We start from the raw sequence: 23270 nt of genomic DNA, 5'->3' as shown, positions 1-23270 counted from the left end.
AGGACAGCTCATGACCTTCCGCATGCCGCCCGAGTGGGCCTTGCACGAACGCACCTGGATGGCCTGGCCGGGCCCCAACCCCACATTCGACACCGACGCCGAACTGGACGAGGCCCGCAGCGCCTGGGCCACCGTCGCCCGCGCCGTCCGCCGCTTCGAACCCGTCACGATGGTCGTCGGCCCCGGTCAGGAGGACAGCGCCCGCGCACTTCTGGGCCCGGACATCGAGCTGGCCGTCCGCCCGCTCGACGACGCCTGGATGCGCGACATCGGGCCCACCTTCGTCACCGACGGGCAGCAACTGGCCGCCGTGGACTGGACGTTCAACGGCTGGGGTGCCCAGGACTGGGCCCGTTGGGAGCACGACCAGCACATCGCCCGCTTCGTCGCCGAACTCGCGGCCGTCCCCGTCCACAGCTCCACGCTCGTCAACGAGGGCGGCGCCATCCACGTCGACGGCGAGGGCACCGTCCTGCTCACCGAGACCGTCCAGCTCGGCAAGGAACGCAACCCCGGCCGGACCCGCGAGCAGGTCGAGGCCGAGATCCACGCCAGGCTCGGCACCGAGAAGGCGATCTGGCTGCCTCGCGGACTGGCAGGTGACTACGGCACGTACGGCACCCTCGGTCATGTCGACATCGTCGCCGCCTTCGCCCGCCCCGGCACCGTCGTCGCCCATGTCCAGCCGGACCCGGCCCACCCCGATCACGAGATCACCCGTGAGACCGTCCGCATCCTGCGTGCCGCCACCGACGCCAGGGGCCGCTCCCTGAACGTCGTGGAGGTCCCCGCGCCCACCGTGCTGAAGGCCGACGGGGAGTGGGTCGACTACTCCTACATCAACCATTACCTCTGCAACGACGGCGTGGTCCTCTGCGCCTTCGACGACCCGCGCGACAAGGAAGCGGCGGCGATCTTCGGTGAGCTGTTCCCCGACCGTACGGTGACCCTCGTCGACGCCCGTACGATCTTTGCAGGCGGTGGAGGCATCCACTGCATCACGCAGCAGCAGCCGAAGGTCTGAACCGTGCCCCCCGCTCCACGCCGTCGCAACACCGCCCCGCCCCGCGAGGAACTGCTGGCCGCCGCCATGGCCACCATCGCCGAACGGGGTCTCGACGGCCTCACCATGGCCGGGCTCGGCCGTGAGGTCGGCATGAGCAGCGGACACCTCCTCTACTACTTCCGCACCAAGGACGAGCTGCTGCTCCAGACCCTGGAGTGGAGCGAGGGCCGGCTCGGCGCACAGCGGCGCACCCTGCTGTCCGGGCGGGCGACGGTCCGTGAACGGCTCGACGCGTACATCGATCTGTACCTCCCCGACGGCCACCGCGATCCGCACTGGACGCTCTGGCTGGAGGTCTGGAACCGTTCACAGAACGCCGACGACGACGCACGCGCCCGGCAGGCCGCGATCGAGGGCGCCTGGCACCGCGACCTGGTGGCGCTGCTGGCGGAGGGCGCCTCGCGCGGGGAGTTCCGTACCGTCGACGCCGAACGGTTCGCGACCCGGCTGCGCGCACTGCTCGACGGATTCAGCGTCCATGTCGCCGTTGGTATCCCCGGCACCAGCCGCTCCCAAGTCATCACCCAGGTCCGGGAGTTCATCGACGATTCGCTCACCGCCCCGGAGTAACCCGGGCTGCCGTGAACCAAACGCACGTAAGTACGCGTGATCGTTGCCCGTTGCGGCCTTGTTGCGTTCCCGGCTGTTCGGGCACGGTGACGGACCATGGGACGAGAGCAGTGGAAGAAAATCTGGGTCGGCTCCGCCGGCAACATGGTCGAGTGGTTCGACTGGTTCGTGTACGCGACCTTCGCGGTCTACTTCGCGGATTCGTTCTTCCCCGAAGGCAATGAGACCGCCAACCTCATGAACACCATGGGCATCTTCGCCGTCGGCTTCTTCATGAGACCGGTCGGTGGCTGGATGCTCGGCCGGATCGGTGACCGCAAAGGACGCAAGGCCGCGCTCACCCTCACCGTCACCCTCATGTCGGCCTCCGCGGTCCTCATCGCCATCGCGCCGACGTACGACGTCGCGGGATACGGCGGTGTCGCCGTCCTGCTGGTGGCCCGGCTGCTCCAGGGCCTCAGCGTCGGGGGCGAGTACGCCGCCAGCGCCACCTATCTGACCGAGGCGTCCGCGCCCCACCGGCGCGGCTTCGCCTCCAGCTTCCAGTACGTGTCCATGACCGCGGGACAGCTCATCGGCCTCGGCCTCCAGATCGTCCTGCAGCGCAACATGTCCGATGCGGCCCTGCACAGCTGGGGCTGGCGCATCCCGTTCATCGTCGGTGCGCTCGGTGCCGCGATCGTCTTCTATCTGCGCCGGTCGATGCTGGAGACCGAGGTGTACGCGGAGTCCGGCGCCGCCGAGCAGGAGGACCGCGGCACGCTGAAGGCGCTGTGGCGGCACAAGCGCGAGGCGTTCCTGGTGATGGCGCTGACCATGGGCGGGACCGTCGCGTACTACACGTACACGACCTATCTCACCAAGTTCCTCTCCAAGAGCGCCGGCATGGAGAAGTCCACCGCCTCGCTCGTCAGCTTCTGCGCCCTGTTCGTCTTCATGTGCATCCAGCCGCTGGCCGGACTCCTCTCCGACCGGATCGGCCGCCGCCCGCTGCTGATCACCTTCGCCCTCGGCTCCACCTTCCTGACCGTGCCGATCATGACGATGCTCAAGCACGCGGGCACCTTCTGGCCCGCGTTCGGCCTGGCGCTCCTCGCCCTGGTCGTCGTCACCGGGTACACGTCGATCAACGCCTGTGTGAAGGCCGAGCTCTTCCCGACCGGCATCCGCGCCCTGGGCGTCGCACTCCCGTACGCCATCGCCAACGCGCTCTTCGGCGGCACCGCGGAATACGTGGCGCTCTGGTTCAAGAAGGCGGGCGTCGAGTCCGGCTTCTACTGGTACGTGGCGGGCTGCGCCGCAGTCTCCCTGGTCGTCTACCTGACCATGCGCGAGACGCGGGACATCGACCTGGGCAGGGTCGGTGCGGCCGACCGGAAGGCCGGGCAGACGGAGTCGTCCGGAGCGACGAGCGTCACGCCCGCATCCTGAGACGGGCCACGGCACGGAGGCGCCCTGTGCAAGACTGCCTCCGTGCCCTCGTTCGTCATGATTATTGGCAACAGGCGCGCCGGTCCGCAGTGACCGTCCCGTACCACCATGTGCGGCACGGCCACCGTGCCCCAGACCCGCGCGCAGACCTCTCGCACCCGCGAGGGGTTTTTTCGTTTTCCGGCCCGCACCTCGGCCGGGGTGAGGCGCGCGGGATGATGGGGGCAAGTGGAGCCTAATCATCCGGATCCACTCATCCGACAGGAGTCAGACCAGCATGACCACCAAGGCCAAGCCCACCGACGACAGCTTCCATGTCTTCGACACCACACTGCGCGACGGCGCACAGCGTGAAGGCATCAACCTGACGGTCGCGGACAAGCTGACCATTGCCCGGCACCTGGACGACTTCGGCGTGGGCTTCATCGAGGGCGGCTGGCCCGGCGCCAACCCCCGCGACACCGAGTTCTTCGCCCGCGCCCAGCAGGAGATCGAGTTCAAGAACGCCGAGCTGGTCGCCTTCGGCGCGACCCGCAGGGCAGGTGGCAAGGCCGCCGAGGACCCCCAGGTCAAGGCGCTGCTGGAGTCCGGCGCCCCGGTGATCACGCTGGTCGCCAAGTCCCACGACCGCCATGTGGAACTCGCCCTGCGCACCACCCTCGAAGAGAACCTCGAGATGGTCCGCGACACGGTCTCCTTCCTCCGTGAGCAGGGCCGCCGGGTCTTCGTGGACTGCGAGCACTTCTTCGACGGCTACCGCGCCAACCCCGATTACGCCAAGGCCGTCGTCCGCGCCGCCTCCGAGGCCGGCGCCGATGTCGTCATCCTCTGCGACACCAACGGCGGGATGCTCCCGGCCCAGGTCCACGCCGTCGTCTCCACCGTTCTCGCCGACACCGGCGCCCGGCTCGGCATCCACGCCCAGGACGACACCGGCTGCGCCGTCGCGAACACCCTCGCCGCCGTCGACGCGGGCGCCACCCACGTCCAGTGCACCGCCAACGGCTATGGCGAGCGGGTCGGCAACGCCAACCTCTTCCCCGTCGTCGCAGCCTTGGAACTCAAGTACGACAAGACCGTCCTCCCCGAGGGCGCGCTCGCCGACATGACCCGCGTTTCGCACGCGATCGCCGAGGTCGTCAACCTGACGCCCTCCACCCACCAGCCCTATGTGGGTGTTTCCGCCTTCGCCCACAAGGCCGGACTGCACGCCTCTGCGATCAAGGTCGACCCCGACCTGTACCAGCACATCGACCCCGCGCTGGTCGGCAACACCATGCGGATGCTCGTCTCCGACATGGCGGGCCGCGCCTCCATCGAGCTCAAGGGCAAGGAGCTCGGCATCGACCTCGGCGGCGACCGCGAACTCGTCGGCCGGGTCGTCGAGCGCGTCAAGGAGCGCGAGCTCAAGGGCTACACGTACGAGGCCGCCGACGCCTCCTTCGAACTGCTGCTGCGCGCCGAGGCCGAGGGCCGGGTACGCCGCTACTTCCGCACCGAGTCCTGGCGCGCCATCGTCGAGGACCGCCCCGACGGCACGCACGCCAACGAGGCGACCGTGAAGCTCTGGGCCAAGGGCGAGCGCATCGTCGCCACCGCCGAGGGCAACGGCCCGGTCAACGCACTCGACCGTGCGCTGCGCGTCGCGCTGGAGCGGATCTACCCGCAGCTCGCCAAGCTGGAACTGGTCGACTACAAGGTCCGCATCCTCGAAGGCCGCACCGGCACCGAGTCCACCACCCGAGTCCTCATCACCACGGGCGACGGCAGCGGCGACTGGGCGACGGTCGGCGTCGCGGAGAACGTCATCGCGGCGTCCTGGCAGGCGCTGGAGGACGCTTACACGTACGGGTTGCTGCGGGCCGGGATCGAGCCGGCGGAGTAGCGCGACGTGTCGTCAACCGCCGGGCGGGCTTGCGTGACTTGTCTTCAATCGCCGGACGGGCTTGTCAAGCCCGTCCGGCGGGCTCGGGCCAGGACGCGGTCTCGTCGCGGGCCGGCGCCGTACCGGGCCGCGCAGTCCCGTAGCAGGCAGTCCCGTAGTCCCGTGGAAGCGGGAGCCCGCCCAGGTGGGTGGTGGCGCGGAAGCCGCCCAGCGGAAGCCGCCCGCCTGGGTTAGCTTCGATATATGCGGAACAGGCTGTTCCCGACCTTGTTGGCCGGCCTGCTGCTGATTCTCTCGGCGGCTGTGCTCGCCATGGCACCCGCCGTACCCGCAGCGGTTGGCGCATCCACCATCAATGATGTCGCGCAGGCGCTGCGAAAGGGCCCTGTGTACGTCGACCCGGCAGCCGCCGACCAGCTCTCGCCGGGGCAGGCGGCCGTTCTGACGAAGAAGATCAAGGACGCTGACAAGCCGGTGTTCGTGGCGGTGCTGCCGCGCACCTCGGCGTTCCCCGAGCAGACCCTGTTGACCACCCTGCCTACCGACACCGGCATCACCGGCGTCTACGCGGTGCGTCTCGGCAACGGGTTCAAGGCGGGCGCCGACCCGCAGGTGATGTCCACCCGGGCGGTCCACAACCTCACCGCCGCCGTGAAGACACCCGGCACGGACACCGACGCCGCGACCCAGCTGAACGCCTTCGTCGACCGGGCGGTCGAGCAGGCCCGGGGCGGCGCCCCCGCCTCCTGGGGCGGGTCCTTTGCGACCGGCGGATCGTCGTCCGTCGTCGGACTGATCACGTTCGGCGCGATCCTGGTGCTGGGCGCCGGCACGGCCTACACGATCTTCCGGCGCAACCGGAGGCGCAAGGAGGCCGAGGAACGGGCCGCGCTCGACAAGCTCCGCCTCGTCGTGGACGAGGACATCACCGCGTACGGCGAAACCCTGGACCGGCTCGACTTCCATCCCGCCGAGCCGGGCGCGGACGACAACATGCGCGCGGACTACGAGCGGGCACTCGATTCCTACGAGAGCGCGAAATACCGCATGTCCAGGGCCCAGCACCCGTCCGACGTGCGCGGGGTCACCCAGGCCCTGGAGGACGGCCGCTTCTCCCTGGCCGTCCTGGAGGCCCGCCGCGCGGGCGGTGAACCGCCCTTGCGCCGCCCGCCGTGCTTCTTCGACCCGCGTCACGGCCCCTCGGTCGCCGATCTCCGGTGGTCCCCCTCCGGCGGCGCGGCCCGCGAGGTCCCGGTCTGCGCGGCGGACGAGATCCGGCTGCGCGAGGGCGAGGAGCCGCTGAGCCGCACGGTCGACGTGGGCGACGGCCGGCGCCGCCCGTACTGGGAGGCGGGCCCGGCGTACGGCCCCTGGGCGGGCGGCTACTTCGGCGGCGGTCTGCTTCCCGGCCTGCTGGCCGGCACGATCCTCGGCTCGATGCTGTCGAGCCCGGCATATGCGCAGGAGTACGGCGGCGGCGACTTCGGCTCCGGCGGTGACTGGAGCGGCGGGGACTTCTCCGGCTCCGACTTCGACTCGTCGGGCTTCGACGGCGGAGGGTTCGGCGGCGACGTCGGGGGCGGCGGCGGCTTCGACGGCGGTGGCTTCTGAGCCGGTGACCGGCGATCTCTCGGACAGGTGCGATTCATGCTAGACCTGAAACTATGTCTGGTATCGGTCGATTTCGGGCGAGGCTGCGACGCTCCGCCCGGCGACCACATCGGCCCGATGGGGGGCGCTCGGGCCAAGCCACCCCAGCGCCGCCCGGCCGGGACATGACGCACCGCACCCTGGGCCGCGAACTGCTCTCCCAGTTCAGTCTGCGCACCGTGGCCGGACAGGTGTTCTGCTGCGTGCTCGCGCTCGTCCTCCTGCTCATCGGCGGCGCCACGGTCGCGTTGGTGCTGCAGGGCCGCAGCGACAGCCTGAAAGAGGCCCGGCTGCGCACCATGAGCGTGGCCCAGACATTCGCCCACTCGCCCGGGATCGTGCCCGCGCTGGACAGCAAGGACCCCACCGCGATCCTGCAGCCACGTGCGGAGCAGGTCCGCCGGCGGGCACATGTCGATGCCGTCGTCGTGGCCAGCCCCCAGGGCGTCCGCTACACCCACCCCGACCCCACGCTGATCGGCAAGCACATCATCGGTCCGTACAAGGACGCGCTGACAGGCCCGGGCGTCACCCTGACCTTCTCCGGCAGCATGGGGCCCTCGACCATTTCACTGGTGCCGGTCACCCGGCCCGACGGTTCGGTCGCCGGGCTGGTGTCCGTCGGGCTCACCGACCGGACGGTCAACAGCGTGGCCGAGCGGTCCATCCCGCTCAGCATCGTCGCTGCGGTGGCCGCCGCCGCGGTCACCGCGGGCGGCGCGGCGCTGGTGAGCAGACGGCTCCGCCGCCAGACACACGGGCTCGGACCCGCAGAGATGATCCGGATGTACGAGCACCACGACGCGGTGCTGCACGCGGTCCGCGAGGCTGTCCTCATCATCGGGGCCGACCACCGGCTGATGATGGCCAATGACGAGGCCCGCAGACTGCTCGCCCTTCCCCCGGACGCCGAGGGCCGCGCAGTGGCGGACCTCGGGCTGGGCGCCGAGACCGCGGAACTGCTCGCCTCCGGCCGGTGCGTCACGGACGAAGTGCTGCGCGTCGGCAACCGCCTGCTGGCCGTCAACCTCCGGCCGACGGACGCGCGCGGCGGGCCTCCCGGCACCGTGGCGACCCTGCGCGACACCACCGAACTCCGCAAGGTCACGGGCAGAGCCGAACTGGTCCACGAACGCCTGCTGCTCCTCTACGAGGCCGGTGCCCGGATCGGCACCACCCTCGACGTGGCCCGGACGGCCCAGGAACTGGCGGATGTGGCGACCCCCGGATTCGCCGACGTCACAACCGTCGACCTCGCCGATACCGCGCTCTTCGGGGAGGAAGAGGCCACGCCGAACAGCGATCCGCTGGACATGCGCCGCACCGCGACCGCCACCGTGGACCCGTACCAGCCCCTCTACCCGAGCGGCCAGATGGTCGGATTCGTTCCCTCCAGGACCCGGGCCATGCGCGTGAACATCAGCGAGACGGGGCTGGGGCCCGAGGTGATCGCGCAGCTGGGATGGCGGCACTGGGATCCCGAGCGCGCCGGGAAGATCATCGACTACGGATTCCACTCGGTGCTGTCCGTACCGCTGCACGCACGAGGCGTCATCCTGGGCCTGGTCAACTTCTGGCGCGCGGACAATCTCGAACCGTTCGACGAGGACGACCTGTCCTTCGCCGAGGAGCTGGTGGCCCGGGCGGCCGTCAGCGTGGACAACGCCCGCCGGTACACACGTGAGCACGAACTGGCCGTGACGCTGCAGCGCAGCCTGCTGCCCCGCGACCTGCCCGAGCAGAACGCCCTCGATGTCGCCCACCGCTATCTGCCTGCGCGGGCCGAGGTGGGCGGCGACTGGTTCGACGTGATCCCGCTGTCCGGCGCCCGAGTCGCGCTGGTCGTCGGTGACGTGGTCGGACACGGACTGCACGCCGCCGCCACCATGGGGCGGCTGCGCACCAGCATCCACAACTTCTCCGCGCTGGACTTCGCGCCCGACGAACTCCTCGGGCATCTCGACGAACTGGTCAACCGGATCGACCAGGACGAAGCGGCCGGCGGTGGCCCCGAAATCGCCGGAGCCGGCTGCCTGTACGCGATCTACGACGCGGTCTCCGGGAACTGCTCGGTGGCCCGGGCCGGCCATCCCGGGCCCGTGCTGGTCCTCCCGGACGGCACCGTGGAAGTCCCCGAGGTTCCGGCCGGCCTGCCCCTCGGAATCGGCGGCATGCCCTTCGAGGCCGCCGAGTTCCACGTACCCGAAGGGAGCCGTCTGGTCCTCTACACGGACGGTCTGGTCGAGCGCCGCGACCGGGACATCGACGTCGGCCTGGACCTGCTGCGCGCCACCCTCGCCGGTCGCGACCGGACACCGGAAGAGACCTGTGACGACGTGCTCGACACGATGGTGAGCGGGCAGCCGATCGACGACGTCGTCCTCCTCGTGGCCCGCACCCGCACACTCGCCCCCGAACAGGTCGCGCAATGGGACGTGGACACCGACCCGGCGGCCGTCGCCGGAGTCCGCAAGAACGTCGCCCAGTGGCTCACCGAGCGCGGCCTGGACGAGGAGGCGTTCACCACCGAACTGATCCTGAGCGAGCTGGTCACCAACGCGGTGCGCTACGCCACCGGACCGATCGAGGTCCGCCTCCTGTACGACCGCAACCTGATCTGCGAGGTGTCCGACACCAGCAACACCTCACCGCACATGCGCTACGCGGCGACGACGGACGAGGGTGGCCGGGGCCTGTTCCTCGTCGCCCAGTTCGCCGAACGCTGGGGCACGCGTTACACCGAGACGGGCAAGGTGATCTGGTCGGAGCAGACGGTCGGCGAATCGGAGGAGGAAGAGACGAACGGCTGGACCGGGTGAGGAGGGTCCGGCGTCGGTGACCTTGTCGAGTTCGCCGTGTCGGTCGCGGGCACTGCGGGCTTCCCGCGACGCCGATCGCCCGCCTTCCGCCCCGGGCGGGGGAGGAGGTAGGCGGGCGCGCTCGGGTTCGGGCGTGAGGCGGCCAGAAGCGTCAGGCCTGCGGTGCGGCGGCCTTGATCGCGGAGATGTCGAAGTTGAGCTTGACCTTGTCGCTGACCATCACACCGCCGGTCTCCAGCGCCGCGTTCCAGGTCAGGCCCCAGTTGGAGCGCAGGATGTCCGCGCTGCCCTCGAAGCCGACGCGCTCGTTGCCGTAGACATCGGTGGCGGAGCCGTTGAACTCTAGGTCGATGGCGAGGGGACGCGTGACGTCCTTGATGGTGAGGTCGCCGGTGATGCGGTACTTGTCGCCGCCGAGCTGCTCGGCGTGCGTGGAGCGGAAGGTCATGAGGGGGAACTTCTCGGCGTCGAAGAAGTCGCCGCTGACCAGGTGGCCGTCGCGGTCGGCGATGCCGGTGTCGACGCTGGCGATCTTGACGTCGATCGAGGCGGCGGACTTCGCGGGGTTGTGGCCGTCGAGCTTCAGGCTGCCCTCGTGCTCGCCGAAGGAGCCGCGCACGTTGGTGACCATGGCGTGGCGCACGGTGAAGCCGATGCTGCTGTGCGCCGGGTCGATCGTGTAGTCACCGGTGAGGGCGGCCAGGGCCGGGTCCACGGCGGTGGCGACGGCGGTGGTGGCGGACGGGGCGTTGTTGTTCTTGCGGTTGAACAGAGCCATGGCTCCTCCTCGGGGGACGTGATCGAGCGGCGGTCGAAGTGGTTGTTTAACCTTCAACGAGATTGACTGTAGCGCGATCTAGTTCAATGTTCAACATTAGGGCTGCGGATGTTGCGAACGGAGCTCATCCGTGCTCTCGGCCTCTGGCGACGCGCGTAGAACTCGGGCAGTATTTCCGTGCCCTTATTTGTCATGAGCAGGAGGAGTCCTCAATGGTGTCCCGTATGACACTCCGCCCCGTCCTGACCGCCCTCGCCCTCGTCCTCGGCGTCCTCTTCGCCCCCGGCGTCGGCGTCCTCGGAGGCGGTGCCACCCAGGCCCACGCCGATACGAAGCTCACCCACGCCCAGGCCGCCGCACGGTTCAGCTCTTCCGGAATCACCTGGTCGTCCTCCGGTGGCTGCTCCAACCGCAACATCGCCACGTGCACCTCGTTCGACCAGCTCAACCTGGCCACCGCCCAGGGCGCCCAGACCCTCAAGAGCGCCACGGGCTGCGCGCTGAACATCACCGGCGGCACCGAGACCGGGCACGCCAGTGGTACGTACTCGCACTGGAACGGCTACAAGCTCGACTTCGGCAAGTCCACCTGCCTCACCAACTACGTCCACGGCGTCTTCGCCTACATAGGGCTGCGCGGTGACGGTGCACCCCAGTACAAGTCGGGTTCCGGCAACATCTACGCGGACGAGGGCAACCACTGGGACGTGACGTACTACAACTGCGGCGGCTGCTGACCGCGCCCCGAACCCGCTCGTACAAGTGCCCCCGTCCGTCCTTGAGTTCCCGTAGCCGTTGCCATACCCCAACCCGGGGGATGCGATGGACCACGAGGTACGCAAGGACCGGGGGCGCTCGTATGCCGGGGTGTGAGTGGTTCGGGTCGCCGGTACGGCTTCTGGGCGGGCGGATGAAGGGAGCGAACCCTCTGACGAGGCAGCGGTCGATCACATGACCGGAACCTGCCGGTCAACGGCGCACGGTTCGGCGAAACCGCGGTTGGCGGGTGCGCAGTCGGACGCGGCTCGTCGGGGGCATTACCGGATGAGGTTCATCCGAAGGACTCGCCGGACGCCTCCGCATCCGCTACCGGGTATCGGTACAGCCTGCGCACGCTGGTACCGAGCCGGGAGATATCGGCGCCGTAGACGTGGATGGCAATCACCGTGGAATCACCGGCGTTGCGCACCGAGTGGATGTCACCGGGCGGTGCGAAACCGACGGCGGTACCGGCCGGGTTGACCGTCCGCCCGGCGGGCACCAGCCGGACGGGCCCGTCGAGGCCGCGCATTTCGTAGCGCTCCTCGGTCTCGGCACCTTCGTGGACCCCGGCGACGCACCACGCCACATGGTCGTGGATCGGGGTGCGCTGCCCGGGTTCCCAGACGAGTGCGACCAGAGAGAAACTTCCGTCGTCCTCGGCGTGCACCACATGCTGGCGATAGCCGTCGGGGCCGCCGGCACGGAACTGCGGCGGCACCAGGTCGGGCAGGGCCAGGAACGGCTCGAGCCGAGCCGCAACCAGGTGTGCGGTCTCGGCCGGGGTGCGTTCCAGCCGCACGGTGTCGCGTATCGCCTCGACGAGCTCGTCCAGTCGCGTCGAAGGCGCAGTGGCGATGGGGAATGCCATGTTCTCCCTCTCTTTTGGGGGCTGTTGGGCGGTGTGGGCGGCTGCGGGACCGGCGCCCCCGCGGCTCAGGACAGCGCCTGGGCCGGGTCGGCGACGCGCCGACGTCCGTCAGCTGCAGCCCGCGGCCCACCCGGACGAACAGCGGTGTTCCGACGGCTCGTTCAAGGGCCTTCATCTGCTGGCTGATGGCCGGCTGCGTGTAGCCCCGACTCCGGGCCGCTGCCGCGTAGGAGGCGGTGCGCACGACCTCGGCGAACGTCTGGACGTGCCGCGAGTCCAACATGCGCCAACAGTAAGGAGTGTTCGGGGAGGGGTAAAGAAGATCAATGTGGACTTTCCCTTCGCCCCGCGCCACGGTGGGCCGACCCACCGCTCGCTCGAGATCGCGGCATCGGGCCGCCACTGCGATCCGTGCGCTTCCGATGCGTCCGCGCCTGCCCACGTCCGGCTGCGGCTCCTTGCCAGCAGCGAGGTCGCCGACCGGGTGGTCTTCATGGATGGCGGCGTGCCGCCCCGATGAGGTCCTGGGGGCGCCGCGGCATCCTCGGACCCGTGCCTTCCTCGCCCGTGTCATCCACCCGGGCGAGGCGAGTGCCGCTCCAGCTGTGTCATAGGAGCTGCGAGAGGGCGTTCGGTACAGGTCTCGGCCTCGTTCCACCGCGTGCATTCCGGTCAACTGCCCCTGACGGACCCGGAGTAGATCGAATACAGAACTACGGACCCCACTCGGCTCGATGCCGTATACGCTCGAAAATCACCCCCCCTGAGACCCGGAATCGCACTATGGAGAGGACAGGCCGCAACATGGTGACCGAGACGAGCCGCGCTTCCCTCGACGACGGCTACAACACGGCCAACCGGGGGCACGCCCTTCGTCTGGCCGACGTGACCAAGGTGTACGGCAAGAACGACCGCGAGGTCCGCGCCCTGGACGGGGTCTCCGTGGGGATCGAGCGCGGCTCCTTCACCGCGGTGATGGGCCCGTCGGGCTCCGGTAAGTCGACGTTCCTGCACTGCGCGGCCGGCCTCGACAAGCCGACCACGGGCCAGTCCTACATCGGGGACACCCAGCTCAACGACATGAACGAGACCCAGCTGACGAAGCTGCGCCGCCGACGCATCGGCTTCGTCTTCCAGGCGTTCAACCTCATCCCCTCCCTGTCGGTCCGTCAGAATGTCGAGCTGCCACTGCGCCTCGCGGGCGAGAGCCTCGACGAGAACTGGCTCGACGAGATCCTCGGCCGCGTCGGACTGGGTGGCCGGGCCGCCCACCGGCCCGCCGAACTCTCCGGCGGCCAGCAGCAGCGCGTCGCCATCGCCCGCGCCCTCATCACCCGGCCCGACGTCATCTTCGGCGACGAGCCGACCGGCGCGCTCGACACCGTGACCGCCAAGGAGATCCTCTCCCTGCTGCGCGCCTGCGTGAACGAGACCGGCCAGACCGTCGTCATGGTCACCCACGACCCGGTGGCCGCCTCGTACGCCGACACCGTCCTGTTCCTGGCCGACGGCAGGATCGCCGGACAGATGGACGCCCCGACCGCCGACCTCGTCGCCGAGCGCATGACACACCTGGGAGCGTGGGCCTGATGCTGCGCTACGCACTGCAGACGCTCAAGGCCAGGAAGGGCGGCTTCATCGGCGCCTTCCTCGCCCTCTTCTGCGCCGCCGCCCTGGTCACCGCCTGCGGCATCCTCCTGGAGACCGGTCTGCGCGGCACCATCGCCACCGAGCGCTACGCCGCCGCCCCGGTCATCGTCGGCGCCGACCAGAACGTCCACCAGACCACCATCAAGAAGAAGAAAGGCAAGGTCAAGGAGAAGCACAAGGCGAAGCCGCTGGCCGAGCGGGTCTGGCTGCCCGCGGGGACCACCGAGACCCTCGCCGGCCTGCCCGGTGTACGCAAGGCGGTGCCCGAGACGAACTTCCCGGCGTACGCGGTCGGCCCCCGGGGCCGGATCGTGCCGGGCATCGACGGCAAGCCGTCCTACGGCCATGCCTGGTCCTCCGCCGCACTGACCCCGTTCGAGCTGACCGACGGCAAGGCACCCGCGAGCGCCGACGAGGTCGTCCTCGACCGGGAACTCGCGGCCCGCACCGGCCTCAAGACCGGCAGCAGCCTCGTCGTCCAGTCGACCGGCGCCCCGACGACGTACAAGGTCAGCGGCATCGCGGCGGCCAAGGGCGGCGACCTGCACCAGCAGACCTCGCTGTTCTTCTCCGACGAGACCGCCCGCAACCTCTCCGGACGGGCCGGCCAGGTCGCGACCGTCGGCCTGCTGCCCAAGCCCGGCGTCCTTGCCGGCGAACTCGCGGACCAGGCCAAGAAGGCCCTCGCCGGAGACGGCCGCAAGTACGCCGTCGCCACCGGTGGCGAGCGCGGCCCCATCGAGTTCCTCGACGCGGGCAAGGCCCGGGTCAAGCTCGTCTCCATGGGCGGCGCCATGGGCGGTACGTCGCTGCTCGTCGCGATCCTCGTCGTCGTCGGCACGTTCGCGCTCTCCATCCAGCAGCGCTACCGCGAGCTCGCCCTGCTGCGCGCCATCGCCGCGACCCCCAAGCAGGTCCGTCAGCTGATCGGCCGCGAGGCCCTGATCATCGGCGGTCTCGCGGGCGGACTCGGCTCGGTCGTGGGTCTGCCCATCGCGTACTGGCTGCACAGCAAGTTCATCGACTTCAAGGCCATCCCCGACACCCTCGAACTCACCTTCAGCTTCGTGCCGTTCACCGCCGCCGTCGGCGCGGCCCTGCTTGGGGCGTGGGCCGCGGCCCGCATCTCCGCACGCCGCACCGCCCGCATCCGCCCGGCCGAGGCCCTGTCCGAGGCGTCCATGGAACAGCGCCACTTCACGTGGGGACGGCTCGGCGTGGGGATGCTCGTCCTGGCCCTCGGCATCGCTGTGGTCGTCCTGCTGGGCTTCCTGCGTACCGAACCGGCCTCGCAGCCCGTCACGTTCCTGTCCGTCGTGGTCCTCGCCGTCGCGGTCTCGCTGCTCGGCCCGGTCATCGCCCGCGTCGCCGTCGCGATCCTCGCGATCCCGCTGAAGTTCTCGCGCGTCGGCGGTCACCTTGCGACCGCCAACGCCCGGGCCAACGCCAAGCGGATGGCCGCTGCCGTCACCCCACTGGTCCTGCTCATCGGCATGGCCTGCACCGTCCTGTTCGTGCAGACCACCATGGGCGACGCCGCCTCGGCCCAGGCCAAGGCGGGCAACAAGGCGGACTGGGTGGTCGCTTCGAACGGCCCCGGCGTCCCCGCCGAGGCGACGGACGCGCTGCGCGCCGTACCGGGCGTCACCCAGGTCACCGAGATCGTCCGGACCCAGGTCCGCGTCGGCCTCGACAAGTACCCGGCGCAGGGCATCTCCGCACAGGGCCTGACCACGAACTGGGACCCGGACGTCTCCCGGGGCAGCCTCAAGGGCTTCGGGGACAAGAGCATCGCGATGAGCGACGTCTCCGCAGACCACCTCGGCAAGAAGCCCGGCGACACGCTCAAAGTGACGCTCGGCGACGCCACCGTGGCCGAGCTGAAGGTCGCCGCCGTCTACGAACGGGGTCTGGGATTCGGCGACCTGACCATGTCGCACGACCTGGTCGCCCGGCACGTCGACAACCCGCTCGCCTCCTCCGTCCTCGTCAAGACGGCCGGTGACGGCAAGGCGGGCCGCGAGCAGCTGACCGGCGCCCTCAAGCGCTTCCCCGGCATCGGCGTCCTCGACCGCACGCAGGTCGACGACCTCCAGGCCGACGTGCAGCAGTCCAACGCCGAGGTCAACTACCTCGCGATGGGCCTGATCATCGCGTTCACCGCGATCGCCGTGGTCAACACCCTGGCCATGTCGGTCTCGGACCGCACCCGCGAGTTCGCTCTGCTGCGGCTCGTCGGCACGACCCGCCGCCAGGTGATGTCGATGCTCAGGATCGAGTCCGCCCTGATCGTCCTGGTCGCCGCGGTGCTCGGTACGGCCATCTCGCTCGCGGTGCTCACCGCCTTCAGCGTCGGGATGACGGGCGCCGCCCAGCCGTCCGTCGACCTGCCGATGTTCCTCGGGGTCCTCGGCTTCGCCGCGGTGCTCACCGCGGTGGCGACGCTGGTCCCCGGCCGCGTCGCACTCGACGGACGCCCGGCGGACGTCATCAGCGCCCGCCAGTAGGCCGACGAACCACGTCAACACCCTGCGGCGAAGGAGGATCCGGCACACCATTGGCATCGTTCGCGGGCTTCAGGAACCAGCAGGCCCAAGGCAGTTGGTGTGACAGCCGACCGGACCGGACGGTCCTCAGGCCCTCGGCTGGGTGAAGCGGATGCTGTTGCCGAAGGGGTCGCGCAGGCCGCAGTCGGTTCCGTACGGACGATCGGTGGGTTCCTCGGTGAACTCGACGCCCCGGGCAAGCAGCGTCTCGTACGTCTTGCGGCAGTCGTCCGTGGTGAAGATGAGCGAGCCGCCCATCGCCCCCTTGGTCACCAGCTCGCGGACCTGCTGCGCCGTCTCCTCGGACATCGCGGGAGGCCCCGGCTTCTCCAGCAGGACCTGGCGCTCCGGGTGACCGGGGATGCTGACGGTCAGCCAGCGCATGAATCCCATGTCGACATCGGCGTTGACCTCCAGGCCGAGCTTGCCGACGTAGAAGTCGAGGGCCTCGTCCTGGTCGAGGACGTAGATCTGTGAGTGCGTGATGGCGTTGAACATGTGCATCACGCTACTGGGCGAGCCGGACGAAAACTTATCCAAAACTGCTCAGCCGACGGATGGTACGGGCCGTGCGGACAGGACAGGACAGGGCAGGGCAGGGCAGGGCAGGACAGGACAGGGCAGGACGGGGCAGGGCAGGCAGTGCGGACGGTCAGGCGCTCGGACGCGTCCACGCCATCGTGAAGCACGTCGGTACGCACGTGACCACCGCTTCCTTGCGGTACGTCCTCGGTGACCGGCCGACGATGTCGCGGAACGTGCGGCTGAAGGTTCCCGGGCTGCCGAAGCCGACTTGGAAGCAGATGTCCGTCACACTGCGGTCGGTCTCCCGCAGCAGGAACATCGCACGCTCGACACGGCGGCGCTGCAGGTAGCGGTGCGGCGTCTCGCCGAACGTGGCCCGGAAAGTGCGCGTGAAGTGCGCCTGGGACACATGGGCGATCCGCGCCAGGGCCGGGACGTCCAGCGGCTGGGCGTAGGCGCGGTCCATCGCATCCCGTGCCCGGAGCATGTGGCGGTTGGTCTCTTCTGCAGCGCGGCTCACGACGCCATCACACCACGGCTCTCCGCCGTCCGTGACGGATCCGTTGGCCGATCCTCGTGCAGGGAGGCGCAGGCGACCACGGCCCGTTGTATGTCGATAAGTCCCTTTGCCGATGGGGGCATGTGTCATGGCCCGTGCCCGGCGATCACCTCGCTCGAAGAGTGAATGGTCTATTTGGACTGTTAGAGTTGGACCATGTCTCGACGTGCGCTTGACAACCCCATCGTGCTTGCGGTGCTGGGCCTTCTGCTGGAGCAGAGCTCGCATCCGTACCAGATGCTTTCCGAGCTGCGGAAACGCAGCGACAACCACGCGGCCGCGATCACCCGGGGCACGCTCTACAACACCGTTGCCGCCCTGACCGAGGCGGGATGGGTGGCCGCACAGGGCCAGCAGCGCTCGGGGAACCGCCCGGAGCGAACCGTTTACGCGCTCACGCAAGCCGGCCGCGATGAACTCGTACGACGGTTGGACGCGCAAATCCGCACACCGGAACGGGAGTTCTCACAGTTCCTGGGCGCCGTCACCTACCTCGGCGCGCTGGGACCCGAGGGTGCCGTCGACGCCCTGACCGAGCGGGCCGGGCGTCTTTGGCAACGCACGGCGGCGGACGACCAGCGCCTCGCGGACGCCCTGGCGACCGGGGTGTCCCGGCTGCACGTCATCGAGGCCGAGTACGCGTTGAGCCTGGCGCGTGCCGAAATGGCGTGGATCGACGCGGTCATCGACGACATCCGCACTGGCTCGCTGACATGGCCCGGCCCAGCGGCGCCGTCCTCCGGGGCCGGGCGAGAGGAAGGGAACGCGTGACACCGACAGTGCGCGAGGGACTGCTCTTCGGGATCTACCCGGGCGGAGTCGTCGGCGACGACACCGGGGGCCTGGCCGACGGCCCGCCCGACGTCCCCGCCCGCGTGTCCCAGGCGCTCGACCTGCTCCAGGGGCGAGCCGGTCGCCCCTTCCTGGTGCGTGCCTACACAGGCTTCAAGGACTCCACCCGGCTCGGCGAGCCCCACGCCACAAAGACGCCCGCCGCCGCGGACCGGTACGCCGTCCGAGGCCGCCGTCTGGACCTGGTCGCCCAGTATCAGTCGACCGCCGCGGACGTGGACGGCTACTGCGACTTCCTGCGCGAACTGGTCACGCAGTACGGCGCTGTCACCGACATGCTGCAAGTGACGGAGGAGCCCAACGTCACATCGAACCGCACGCTGGACGGCTACTACCCAGGAGTGCGCGAGGTGATCATCCGCGGAGTGTCCGCCGCCAAGGCGCGGGCGCGCGAACTCGGGCACACCCATCTGAGGGTCGGCTTCAACACCACGCCGCTCTTCGGGCCGGGCTCCTCCTTCATCACCGATCTCACCGGCCATGGAGGCGCCGAACTCATCGCAGACCTCGACTATGTGGGCCTGGACTTCTTCCCCGATGTCTTCCGTCCCGTGGCCGCCGCCGAACTGGCCCCTGCCGTCGAGGGACTCCTGACCCGCCGCAGCCGAACCCGGAGAAGTCGCCGCTGTACTCGAACACCAACTTCGTGATCGCCGGCCTGGTCATCGAGAAGGCGACGGGCCGTTCGTACGGGCAGGAGGTCACCCGCCGCATCATCCAGCCGTTGAAGCTGCGCGGGACGTCGTTCCCCGGCACGGCGCCACAGATGCCGAATCCGCACCCCATCGGCTACTCCCGGCTCCATCGGAGCGCCCCCGACGCCGAGATCCATGACGCCACCGAACAGAACATGACCTGGCTGGGCGCGTCCGGCGACATCATCTCCACCAGTGGCGACCTCAACCGCTTCCAACGCGCGCTGATACGCGGCGAGTTACTGCCTCCTGCGCAGATGAAGGAGATGCTCGACGAGGTGCCGGCGGGCGAGGGGATCGGGTACGGACTCGGGCTTGAGTACGCGACGCTGTCCTGCGGCGTGAAGGTGGTGGGCAAGAGTGGTCGTGCGAACGGCTCCCTGTCCGCGATGGTCGGCACGCAGGACGGAAAGCACCAGCTGACGTTCAACATCAACGGCGACTGGCCGGACGCATCGCTCTACGTCAGCGTGATCGAGGCGGAGTTCTGCGGCAAGATCCCGGCCCGGACCGGAAATCCGTCGTACTCGACGGGGCAACTCCCCGACGCCCCTGCTCGTGGCCGGTCACATAGGCGTTGAACCTGCCGGGCAACGAACGGGTATCCAGAGCGAGTTCACAGGTCGTGGGAGCCGTAGAGGCGTGGCTCAGAGTGCTCCCCAGAGGGGGTAGGTGAGCGCGGTCGCGGAGGCGGCGGCGCTGCCCATCAGGAACAGTCTGCGCGAAATCACGAGAGGACTCCCGGTGTGTATGGGGGGCGCGGACGGGGCGATCGTGCGGGAAGGGGGACCAGGTGCGTCCGCGATGCGCACCGCTCTTGTGACGGTCGCGGCGGGCGTCAAGACGTGTGACTGAGAGCGCTCTCAAGCGTCGGAAGTCTTCACACTCGATGCCAGTGGAGTGATCGCACGCTCCCACGCGGGGGGTGCGTCCCCGTACCCCCTCTTTCGAACATGAGTACCCGCACTCGTGAACCCTTCGGTCCTCATGGCGATAGTGGGTCTATGCCCTCACGGAAGAGTGGTCTCGCTGTGGTCGCTGTGGTCGCGGCATTCGCCCTGGCAGGGTGTGGGACGACGGAGGACGACCTGTTCTCCAACCTCAACGGCACCGGTTCCGGCGACGCTGAAGGCGCCGACGCGCCCACGCCCGCGCTCAACACGCCGAAGGGAGACGCGCCGCCGAACTACTTCGACAACAACCGGGTCCGTCAGCCGGGGGAGATGGGGCCGGAGGACGAGAAGAAGGCAAGGCGGAAGGCCGTGGAGGTCGACCGCGTCCTGAGCGAACTGCGCCTGGCCGGAAAGGTCGGTCCGGGAGACGTGCGACCCGCGCTCGAACAGCTCGCCGGCTCCGCCCATGTCGCCGTGGGCAACCGGCTGGTGGGTGTCGGAACGCGAAAGGCGGAAGGCAGCGACTTCGGTATCTGGATCGGTACGTCGGCATGTGTCACCGGGGCCGTCAGCAAGGACCGTGTATGGGCCACCGCCAACGGCCACTACCTCGAGACGGGCTGCATGCCCCCGGCGCCCGCGCACTGACCCGGTTCGGTGTCATCCGGGCCGGTACGGCCGGATCGGTGTGAGTCGTCAGACCGTGGCGCCGATGAAGGCGGCCCAGGCGGCGGGGGGAACGGTGAGGACGGGGCCGTCGGTGACCTTGGAGTCGCGGATGTGTATGGCGGCGGGGTGGGCTGCCACCTCGACGCAGTCGCCGCCCTGACTGCTGCTGTAGCTGGACTTGCGCCAGTCGTAGGCGACTTCGAGGCAGTCGCCGCCCTCGCTGCCGCTGTAGCTGGACTTGAACCAGCTCAGGGCCGTGCTGTGGTCCCGGTGTGCTGCGCGAGTCATGACGCTCCAAGCAGGTCGTCCAAAAGGCGCATGCTCCGCTCAGGAGAGAGCGCCTGAGAGCGCAGCATCCCATATTTCTGCTGGAGGATGCTGACCTCGTCGAGATCGTCGATCAGGAAACTGATGCGCTGGCCCTCGATGTAGGCCAGTTGATCGTGATCGGGAGTCTCCAACAGCACCATCGGACCGTCCAGGGCGGCATGCTTCTCGCGGTCTGTCGGCATGATTTGCAGCCCCAGAAAAGGGAGTTCAGCACAGCGCCTCAAGTGGCGGAGTTGCTCGCGAAGTACATGGAGACCCCCGATGGGTCGATGCAGGATGCTCTCCTCCAGCAAGAAGTTGGCCATCGGCCTCGGCTTGCGTTCGAAGACCTTCTGGCGGTCGAGTCGCGCCGCGACCCGTTCCTCGATCTCCTCTTCCTCCAGCGGTGGATAGAGGGAGACGAAGACCGCGCGGGCGTACTCCTCGGTCTGGAGCAGCCCCGGTACCACCTGACTCTGGTACGAGAGCAGCGTCACCGCCTCCTGCTCGTACTCCACGAAGTCCTGCACGAACGCAGGGAACCGCTCCTTCTGCGGCACCTTCGACACCGCGACCTGTAACACCCGCTTCGTCTCCAGTAGTTCGTCAAGCTGAGCCGCGAAGTCCGTCTGTAGCGGCCTGCGCCCCTGTTCGATCGACGCAATGGTGTCCTCGCCCACGCAACACTGATCGGCCAGGGCCGTCTGTGTCATCCGTGCCGCCTTGCGGAACGTCGCCAACTGGGCGCCGATCAGGTGCCAGGACGTGATCCGCTTGTTTTTCTTCGCCGATTGCATGAACTGCCTCTCCCCGTCGCCAACGCCGGATGACCCGCCGGAAGCCGTACAAGTGCGTTGTACGACGCGACGCGCTGATCAACGATAGTGACTTTGTGTGACGTTGGCTGCGTGAACGAACCAACTCAACTCCCTCGCTTCCGCGAGGCGTTCTACCGTCGCGAACGCCGGTCCGTGCCGCTCGTACGGAAGTTCGTGCGCGAGGCTCTGGTCGACTGGGCGTGCGACGCCCGCGCCGACGACGTGCTGCTCTGCGTGAGCGAACTCGTCACCAATGCCCTGCTGCACGGCGTCCCGCCCGGTCGCGGATTCCGCCTCCACCTCTACCTGGAGCCGGCCGACGGCGTACTACGTGTAGAGGTCCACGACAGCGGCGACGGGGAGGTGTGCCTCTCCGATTCGGGTGCGGCACCTGATGCGGAGAGCGGGCGGGGGCTGCTGCTGGTGGCGGCGCTGGCCGACAAGTGGGGGGTGGGGGAGCGGAACCCCGGCAAGGTGGTGTGGTGCGAGTTCGCGATGCGCGGACCGGGCCCGTGTCCCGAGCCGGACGGGCCCGTTGACGGAAACGTACTTCTAGGAAGTGCGATTCCGTAAGCCGCGCACGAAGGTGGTCGCTCCTCATGGCCGGAACACCCCGCGATCTCGCCAAGCCGTCCGACATGTTCGACCGGCACAGGGAGTGGAGCGAGCTCACCGCGTTCGCCGCCGACCCGGGCCCCGAGGCGACTCTTGGCGTCGTGTCGGGGCGGCGGCGGCAGGGGAAGTCGTTCCTCCTCGACTCACTCGCCCGGGCTGCGGGCGGCTTCTACTTCTGTGCCTATGAGGCGACGGAGGCGGAGTCGCTGCGCCGGTTCGGGGAGGAGCTGGGCCAGTACACGGGAGCGGCCGGGCCGCTGCGTTTCGACCGGTGGGAGCAGTGCGTCGACGCGCTGCTCGCGCTGGGACGGGAGAAGCCGGTACCGGTGGTGATCGACGAGTTTCCCTACCTCGCCCGCGCCACCCCGTCCCTTCCGTCCATTGTTCAGGTCGCTTACGGCCCGCGCCGCCCCGAGCGGCTGGAGTCCCGAACGAGGCTGCTCCTGTGCGGCAGTTCGCTCGCGTTCATGGGCGGGCTGCTCGGTGGCACGTCTCCGCTCCGGGGGAGGGCGAGCCTCGAACTCATCGTCCAGCCGCTCGACTTCCGGCAGGCGGCTGCCTTCTGGGGCATCGACGATCCCCGGCTCGCACTCCTCGTCCACAGCGTGGTGGGCGGCACACCCGCCTATCGCCGCGAGTTCGTACGCGACGACGTCCCCGCCGGGCTCGACGACTTCGACGCCTGGGTGTGCCGTACCGCCTTGTCGCCGCGCTCGCCCCTCTACCGGGAGGCGCGATACCTGCTGGCCGACGAATCCGATCTGCGGGACCGGGCGCTCTACCACTCCGTACTGGGGGCACTGGCCTCGGGAAACGCGACGGCAGGCGGGATCGCGGGCTGTCTGGGGAGACCGGCCGGCGACATCACACACCCGCTCACGGTGCTCCAGGACTGCGGTCTCGTACGCCGTGAAGTGGACGCCTTCCGCAAGAACCGGAGTGTCTACCGCATCGGTGAACCGCTGATCGCGTTCGACCATGTCGTCTCACGGACCAAGCTCGCCCTGCTCGACCGGGGACTGGCCGAGCAGGTCTGGGAAAGCTCGCGCGCCCGTTTCCTGTCGGCGGTGGTCGGGCCGCTCTTCGAACAGATCTGCCGGGAGTGGGTGGCGCACTGCGCGGCCCCGGAGACATTCGGCGGCATGCCGATCGACGTCTCGTACGGGACGGTCGCCGACCCGGCGGCCCGCACCAGCCACGAGGTCGATGTGGTCAGTGAAAGCGGCCGCCGGACTGGCGGTATCGGCCTGCGGAGCGCGGGTAAGACCAGAACCTGTTCTGGCGCAGCGCGAAGAAACAGGAAGCCACGG

Annotated in this window: 20 protein-coding genes and 4 pseudogenes; 16 read left to right on the top strand and 8 right to left on the bottom strand. The window is 69.2% G+C overall.

Features of this window, described 5'->3' with window-relative positions; all coding sequences use genetic code 11:
- The first annotated feature begins 10 nt into the window (after nt 1–10).
- The 6 genes from ABTZ94_RS17655 (at nt 11) to ABTZ94_RS17630 (ending at nt 9421) form a co-directional block, all read left to right on the top strand.
- Nucleotides 11–1024: an agmatine deiminase family protein gene (locus ABTZ94_RS17655; protein WP_351201969.1), complete on the top strand. Its 1014-nt coding sequence runs from the start codon at nt 11–13 to the stop codon at nt 1022–1024.
- 3 nt (nt 1025–1027) lie between these two features.
- Complete coding sequence (locus ABTZ94_RS17650) at nt 1028–1636, top strand: TetR/AcrR family transcriptional regulator (protein ID WP_351201968.1); 609 nt, start codon at nt 1028–1030, stop codon at nt 1634–1636.
- Between the two features lie 96 nt (nt 1637–1732).
- Complete coding sequence (locus ABTZ94_RS17645) at nt 1733–3067, top strand: MFS transporter (RefSeq protein ID WP_351201967.1); 1335 nt, start codon at nt 1733–1735, stop codon at nt 3065–3067.
- A 277-nt stretch (nt 3068–3344) separates the two neighbouring features.
- Complete coding sequence (gene cimA, locus ABTZ94_RS17640) at nt 3345–4952, top strand: citramalate synthase (RefSeq protein WP_351201966.1); 1608 nt, start codon at nt 3345–3347, stop codon at nt 4950–4952.
- Nucleotides 4953–5195: 243 nt separating this feature from the next.
- A complete protein-coding gene (locus ABTZ94_RS17635; RefSeq protein WP_351201965.1) occupies nt 5196–6563 on the top strand; it encodes a hypothetical protein in 1368 nt (455 codons plus the stop codon).
- A gap of 164 nt (nt 6564–6727) precedes the next feature.
- On the top strand, nt 6728–9421 hold the full coding sequence (locus ABTZ94_RS17630; RefSeq protein ID WP_351201964.1) for a SpoIIE family protein phosphatase: 2694 nt from the start codon (nt 6728–6730) through the stop codon (nt 9419–9421).
- A gap of 151 nt (nt 9422–9572) precedes the next feature.
- On the opposite strand, the gene ABTZ94_RS17625 is transcribed toward ABTZ94_RS17630, so the two are convergent.
- Nucleotides 9573–10199, bottom strand: a complete 627-nt coding sequence (locus ABTZ94_RS17625; protein ID WP_351201963.1) for a YceI family protein — start codon at nt 10197–10199, stop codon at nt 9573–9575.
- Nucleotides 10200–10411: 212 nt separating this feature from the next.
- Between ABTZ94_RS17625 and ABTZ94_RS17620 the strand changes: the two genes are divergently transcribed.
- The gene (locus ABTZ94_RS17620; protein ID WP_351201962.1) at nt 10412–10936 is read left to right on the top strand and encodes a hypothetical protein; all 525 of its coding nucleotides are present in this window, start codon (nt 10412–10414) and stop codon (nt 10934–10936) included.
- 314 nt (nt 10937–11250) lie between these two features.
- Here the strand turns inward: ABTZ94_RS17620 and ABTZ94_RS17615 are convergent, their stop codons facing one another.
- Together ABTZ94_RS17615 and ABTZ94_RS17610 are read right to left on the bottom strand one after the other, a co-directional pair.
- Complete coding sequence (locus tag ABTZ94_RS17615; RefSeq protein ID WP_351201961.1) at nt 11251–11829, bottom strand: cysteine dioxygenase family protein; 579 nt, start codon at nt 11827–11829, stop codon at nt 11251–11253.
- An 82-nt stretch (nt 11830–11911) separates the two neighbouring features.
- Nucleotides 11912–12112: pseudogene (locus ABTZ94_RS17610) on the bottom strand (helix-turn-helix domain-containing protein); the annotation flags it as partial.
- A 45-nt stretch (nt 12113–12157) separates the two neighbouring features.
- Between ABTZ94_RS17610 and ABTZ94_RS17605 the strand changes: the two are divergent.
- From ABTZ94_RS17605 to ABTZ94_RS17595, 3 genes are all read left to right on the top strand, one after another.
- On the top strand, nt 12158–12349 hold the full coding sequence (locus ABTZ94_RS17605) for a hypothetical protein (RefSeq protein WP_351201960.1): 192 nt from the start codon (nt 12158–12160) through the stop codon (nt 12347–12349).
- A gap of 284 nt (nt 12350–12633) precedes the next feature.
- Nucleotides 12634–13419, top strand: coding sequence for an ABC transporter ATP-binding protein (locus tag ABTZ94_RS17600; RefSeq protein WP_351201959.1), 786 nt, complete (start codon nt 12634–12636; stop codon nt 13417–13419).
- Nucleotides 13419–15986 (top strand): FtsX-like permease family protein, encoded by a 2568-nt coding sequence (locus ABTZ94_RS17595; protein ID WP_351201958.1) that lies wholly within the window; start codon nt 13419–13421, stop codon nt 15984–15986. The genes ABTZ94_RS17600 and ABTZ94_RS17595 overlap by 1 nt, the downstream gene beginning before the upstream one ends.
- A 126-nt stretch (nt 15987–16112) precedes the next feature.
- Here ABTZ94_RS17595 and ABTZ94_RS17590 read toward each other — a convergent pair whose 3' ends face one another.
- Complete coding sequence (locus ABTZ94_RS17590) at nt 16113–16523, bottom strand: VOC family protein (protein ID WP_351201957.1); 411 nt, start codon at nt 16521–16523, stop codon at nt 16113–16115.
- Between the two features lie 154 nt (nt 16524–16677).
- Nucleotides 16678–17070 carry a helix-turn-helix domain-containing protein gene (locus ABTZ94_RS17585; protein WP_351201956.1) on the bottom strand — a complete coding sequence of 131 codons (393 nt, stop codon included), beginning with the start codon at nt 17068–17070 and terminating at the stop codon, nt 16678–16680.
- Nucleotides 17071–17265: 195 nt separating this feature from the next.
- On the opposite strand from ABTZ94_RS17585, the gene ABTZ94_RS17580 reads away from it, so the two are divergent.
- From ABTZ94_RS17580 to ABTZ94_RS17570, 3 genes and pseudogenes are all read left to right on the top strand, one after another.
- Complete coding sequence (locus ABTZ94_RS17580) at nt 17266–17880, top strand: PadR family transcriptional regulator (RefSeq protein WP_351201955.1); 615 nt, start codon at nt 17266–17268, stop codon at nt 17878–17880.
- A 20-nt stretch (nt 17881–17900) separates the two neighbouring features.
- Nucleotides 17901–18554, top strand: a pseudogene (locus tag ABTZ94_RS17575) (hypothetical protein); the annotation flags it as partial.
- 2 nt (nt 18555–18556) lie between these two features.
- Nucleotides 18557–19237, top strand: a pseudogene (locus ABTZ94_RS17570) (serine hydrolase domain-containing protein); the annotation flags it as partial.
- Here the strand turns inward: ABTZ94_RS17570 and ABTZ94_RS17565 are convergent.
- Nucleotides 19206–19387, bottom strand: a pseudogene (locus ABTZ94_RS17565) (sugar hydrolase); the annotation flags it as partial. The pseudogenes ABTZ94_RS17570 and ABTZ94_RS17565 overlap by 32 nt on opposite strands.
- A 273-nt stretch (nt 19388–19660) precedes the next feature.
- Between ABTZ94_RS17565 and ABTZ94_RS17560 the strand changes: the two are divergent.
- Nucleotides 19661–20197 carry a hypothetical protein gene (locus ABTZ94_RS17560; RefSeq protein ID WP_351201954.1) on the top strand — a complete coding sequence of 179 codons (537 nt, stop codon included), beginning with the start codon at nt 19661–19663 and terminating at the stop codon, nt 20195–20197.
- Between the two features lie 48 nt (nt 20198–20245).
- Here the strand turns inward: ABTZ94_RS17560 and ABTZ94_RS17555 are convergent, their stop codons facing one another.
- On the bottom strand, nt 20246–20506 hold the full coding sequence (locus tag ABTZ94_RS17555; RefSeq protein WP_351201953.1) for a DUF397 domain-containing protein: 261 nt from the start codon (nt 20504–20506) through the stop codon (nt 20246–20248).
- Complete coding sequence (locus ABTZ94_RS17550) at nt 20503–21324, bottom strand: helix-turn-helix domain-containing protein (protein ID WP_351201952.1); 822 nt, start codon at nt 21322–21324, stop codon at nt 20503–20505. Before ABTZ94_RS17550 ends, ABTZ94_RS17555 begins: the two co-directional genes overlap by 4 nt.
- A gap of 111 nt (nt 21325–21435) precedes the next feature.
- On the opposite strand from ABTZ94_RS17550, the gene ABTZ94_RS17545 reads away from it, so the two are divergent.
- Together ABTZ94_RS17545 and ABTZ94_RS17540 are read left to right on the top strand one after the other, a co-directional pair.
- Entirely contained in the window at nt 21436–21918 is a 483-nt protein-coding gene (locus tag ABTZ94_RS17545) for an ATP-binding protein (protein WP_351201951.1), read from the top strand.
- A 26-nt stretch (nt 21919–21944) separates the two neighbouring features.
- A partial coding sequence (locus ABTZ94_RS17540) for an AAA family ATPase (protein WP_351201950.1) occupies nt 21945–23270 on the top strand: 1326 nt, incomplete at its 3' end.

It is taken from the genome of Streptomyces sp. NPDC002785 (assembly GCF_040295565.1).
Taxonomy (GTDB): Bacteria; Actinomycetota; Actinomycetes; order Streptomycetales; family Streptomycetaceae; genus Streptomyces.
This window is presented reverse-complemented; position numbering and strand designations above follow the sequence as displayed.

Coding starts and splice junctions, on each gene's coding strand:
- ABTZ94_RS17655 (WP_351201969.1), top strand. CDS start 11: ATGACCTTCCGCATGCCGCCCGAGTGGGCCTTGCACGAACGCACCTGG.
- ABTZ94_RS17645 (WP_351201967.1), top strand. CDS start 1,733: ATGGGACGAGAGCAGTGGAAGAAAATCTGGGTCGGCTCCGCCGGCAAC.
- cimA (WP_351201966.1), top strand. CDS start 3,345: ATGACCACCAAGGCCAAGCCCACCGACGACAGCTTCCATGTCTTCGAC.
- ABTZ94_RS17635 (WP_351201965.1), top strand. CDS start 5,196: ATGCGGAACAGGCTGTTCCCGACCTTGTTGGCCGGCCTGCTGCTGATT.
- ABTZ94_RS17630 (WP_351201964.1), top strand. CDS start 6,728: ATGACGCACCGCACCCTGGGCCGCGAACTGCTCTCCCAGTTCAGTCTG.
- ABTZ94_RS17625 (WP_351201963.1), bottom strand. CDS start 10,199: ATGGCTCTGTTCAACCGCAAGAACAACAACGCCCCGTCCGCCACCACC.
- ABTZ94_RS17620 (WP_351201962.1), top strand. CDS start 10,412: ATGGTGTCCCGTATGACACTCCGCCCCGTCCTGACCGCCCTCGCCCTC.
- ABTZ94_RS17615 (WP_351201961.1), bottom strand. CDS start 11,829: ATGGCATTCCCCATCGCCACTGCGCCTTCGACGCGACTGGACGAGCTC.
- ABTZ94_RS17600 (WP_351201959.1), top strand. CDS start 12,634: ATGGTGACCGAGACGAGCCGCGCTTCCCTCGACGACGGCTACAACACG.
- ABTZ94_RS17595 (WP_351201958.1), top strand. CDS start 13,419: ATGCTGCGCTACGCACTGCAGACGCTCAAGGCCAGGAAGGGCGGCTTC.
- ABTZ94_RS17590 (WP_351201957.1), bottom strand. CDS start 16,523: ATGTTCAACGCCATCACGCACTCACAGATCTACGTCCTCGACCAGGAC.
- ABTZ94_RS17580 (WP_351201955.1), top strand. CDS start 17,266: ATGTCTCGACGTGCGCTTGACAACCCCATCGTGCTTGCGGTGCTGGGC.
- ABTZ94_RS17560 (WP_351201954.1), top strand. CDS start 19,661: ATGCCCTCACGGAAGAGTGGTCTCGCTGTGGTCGCTGTGGTCGCGGCA.
- ABTZ94_RS17555 (WP_351201953.1), bottom strand. CDS start 20,506: ATGACTCGCGCAGCACACCGGGACCACAGCACGGCCCTGAGCTGGTTC.
- ABTZ94_RS17550 (WP_351201952.1), bottom strand. CDS start 21,324: ATGCAATCGGCGAAGAAAAACAAGCGGATCACGTCCTGGCACCTGATC.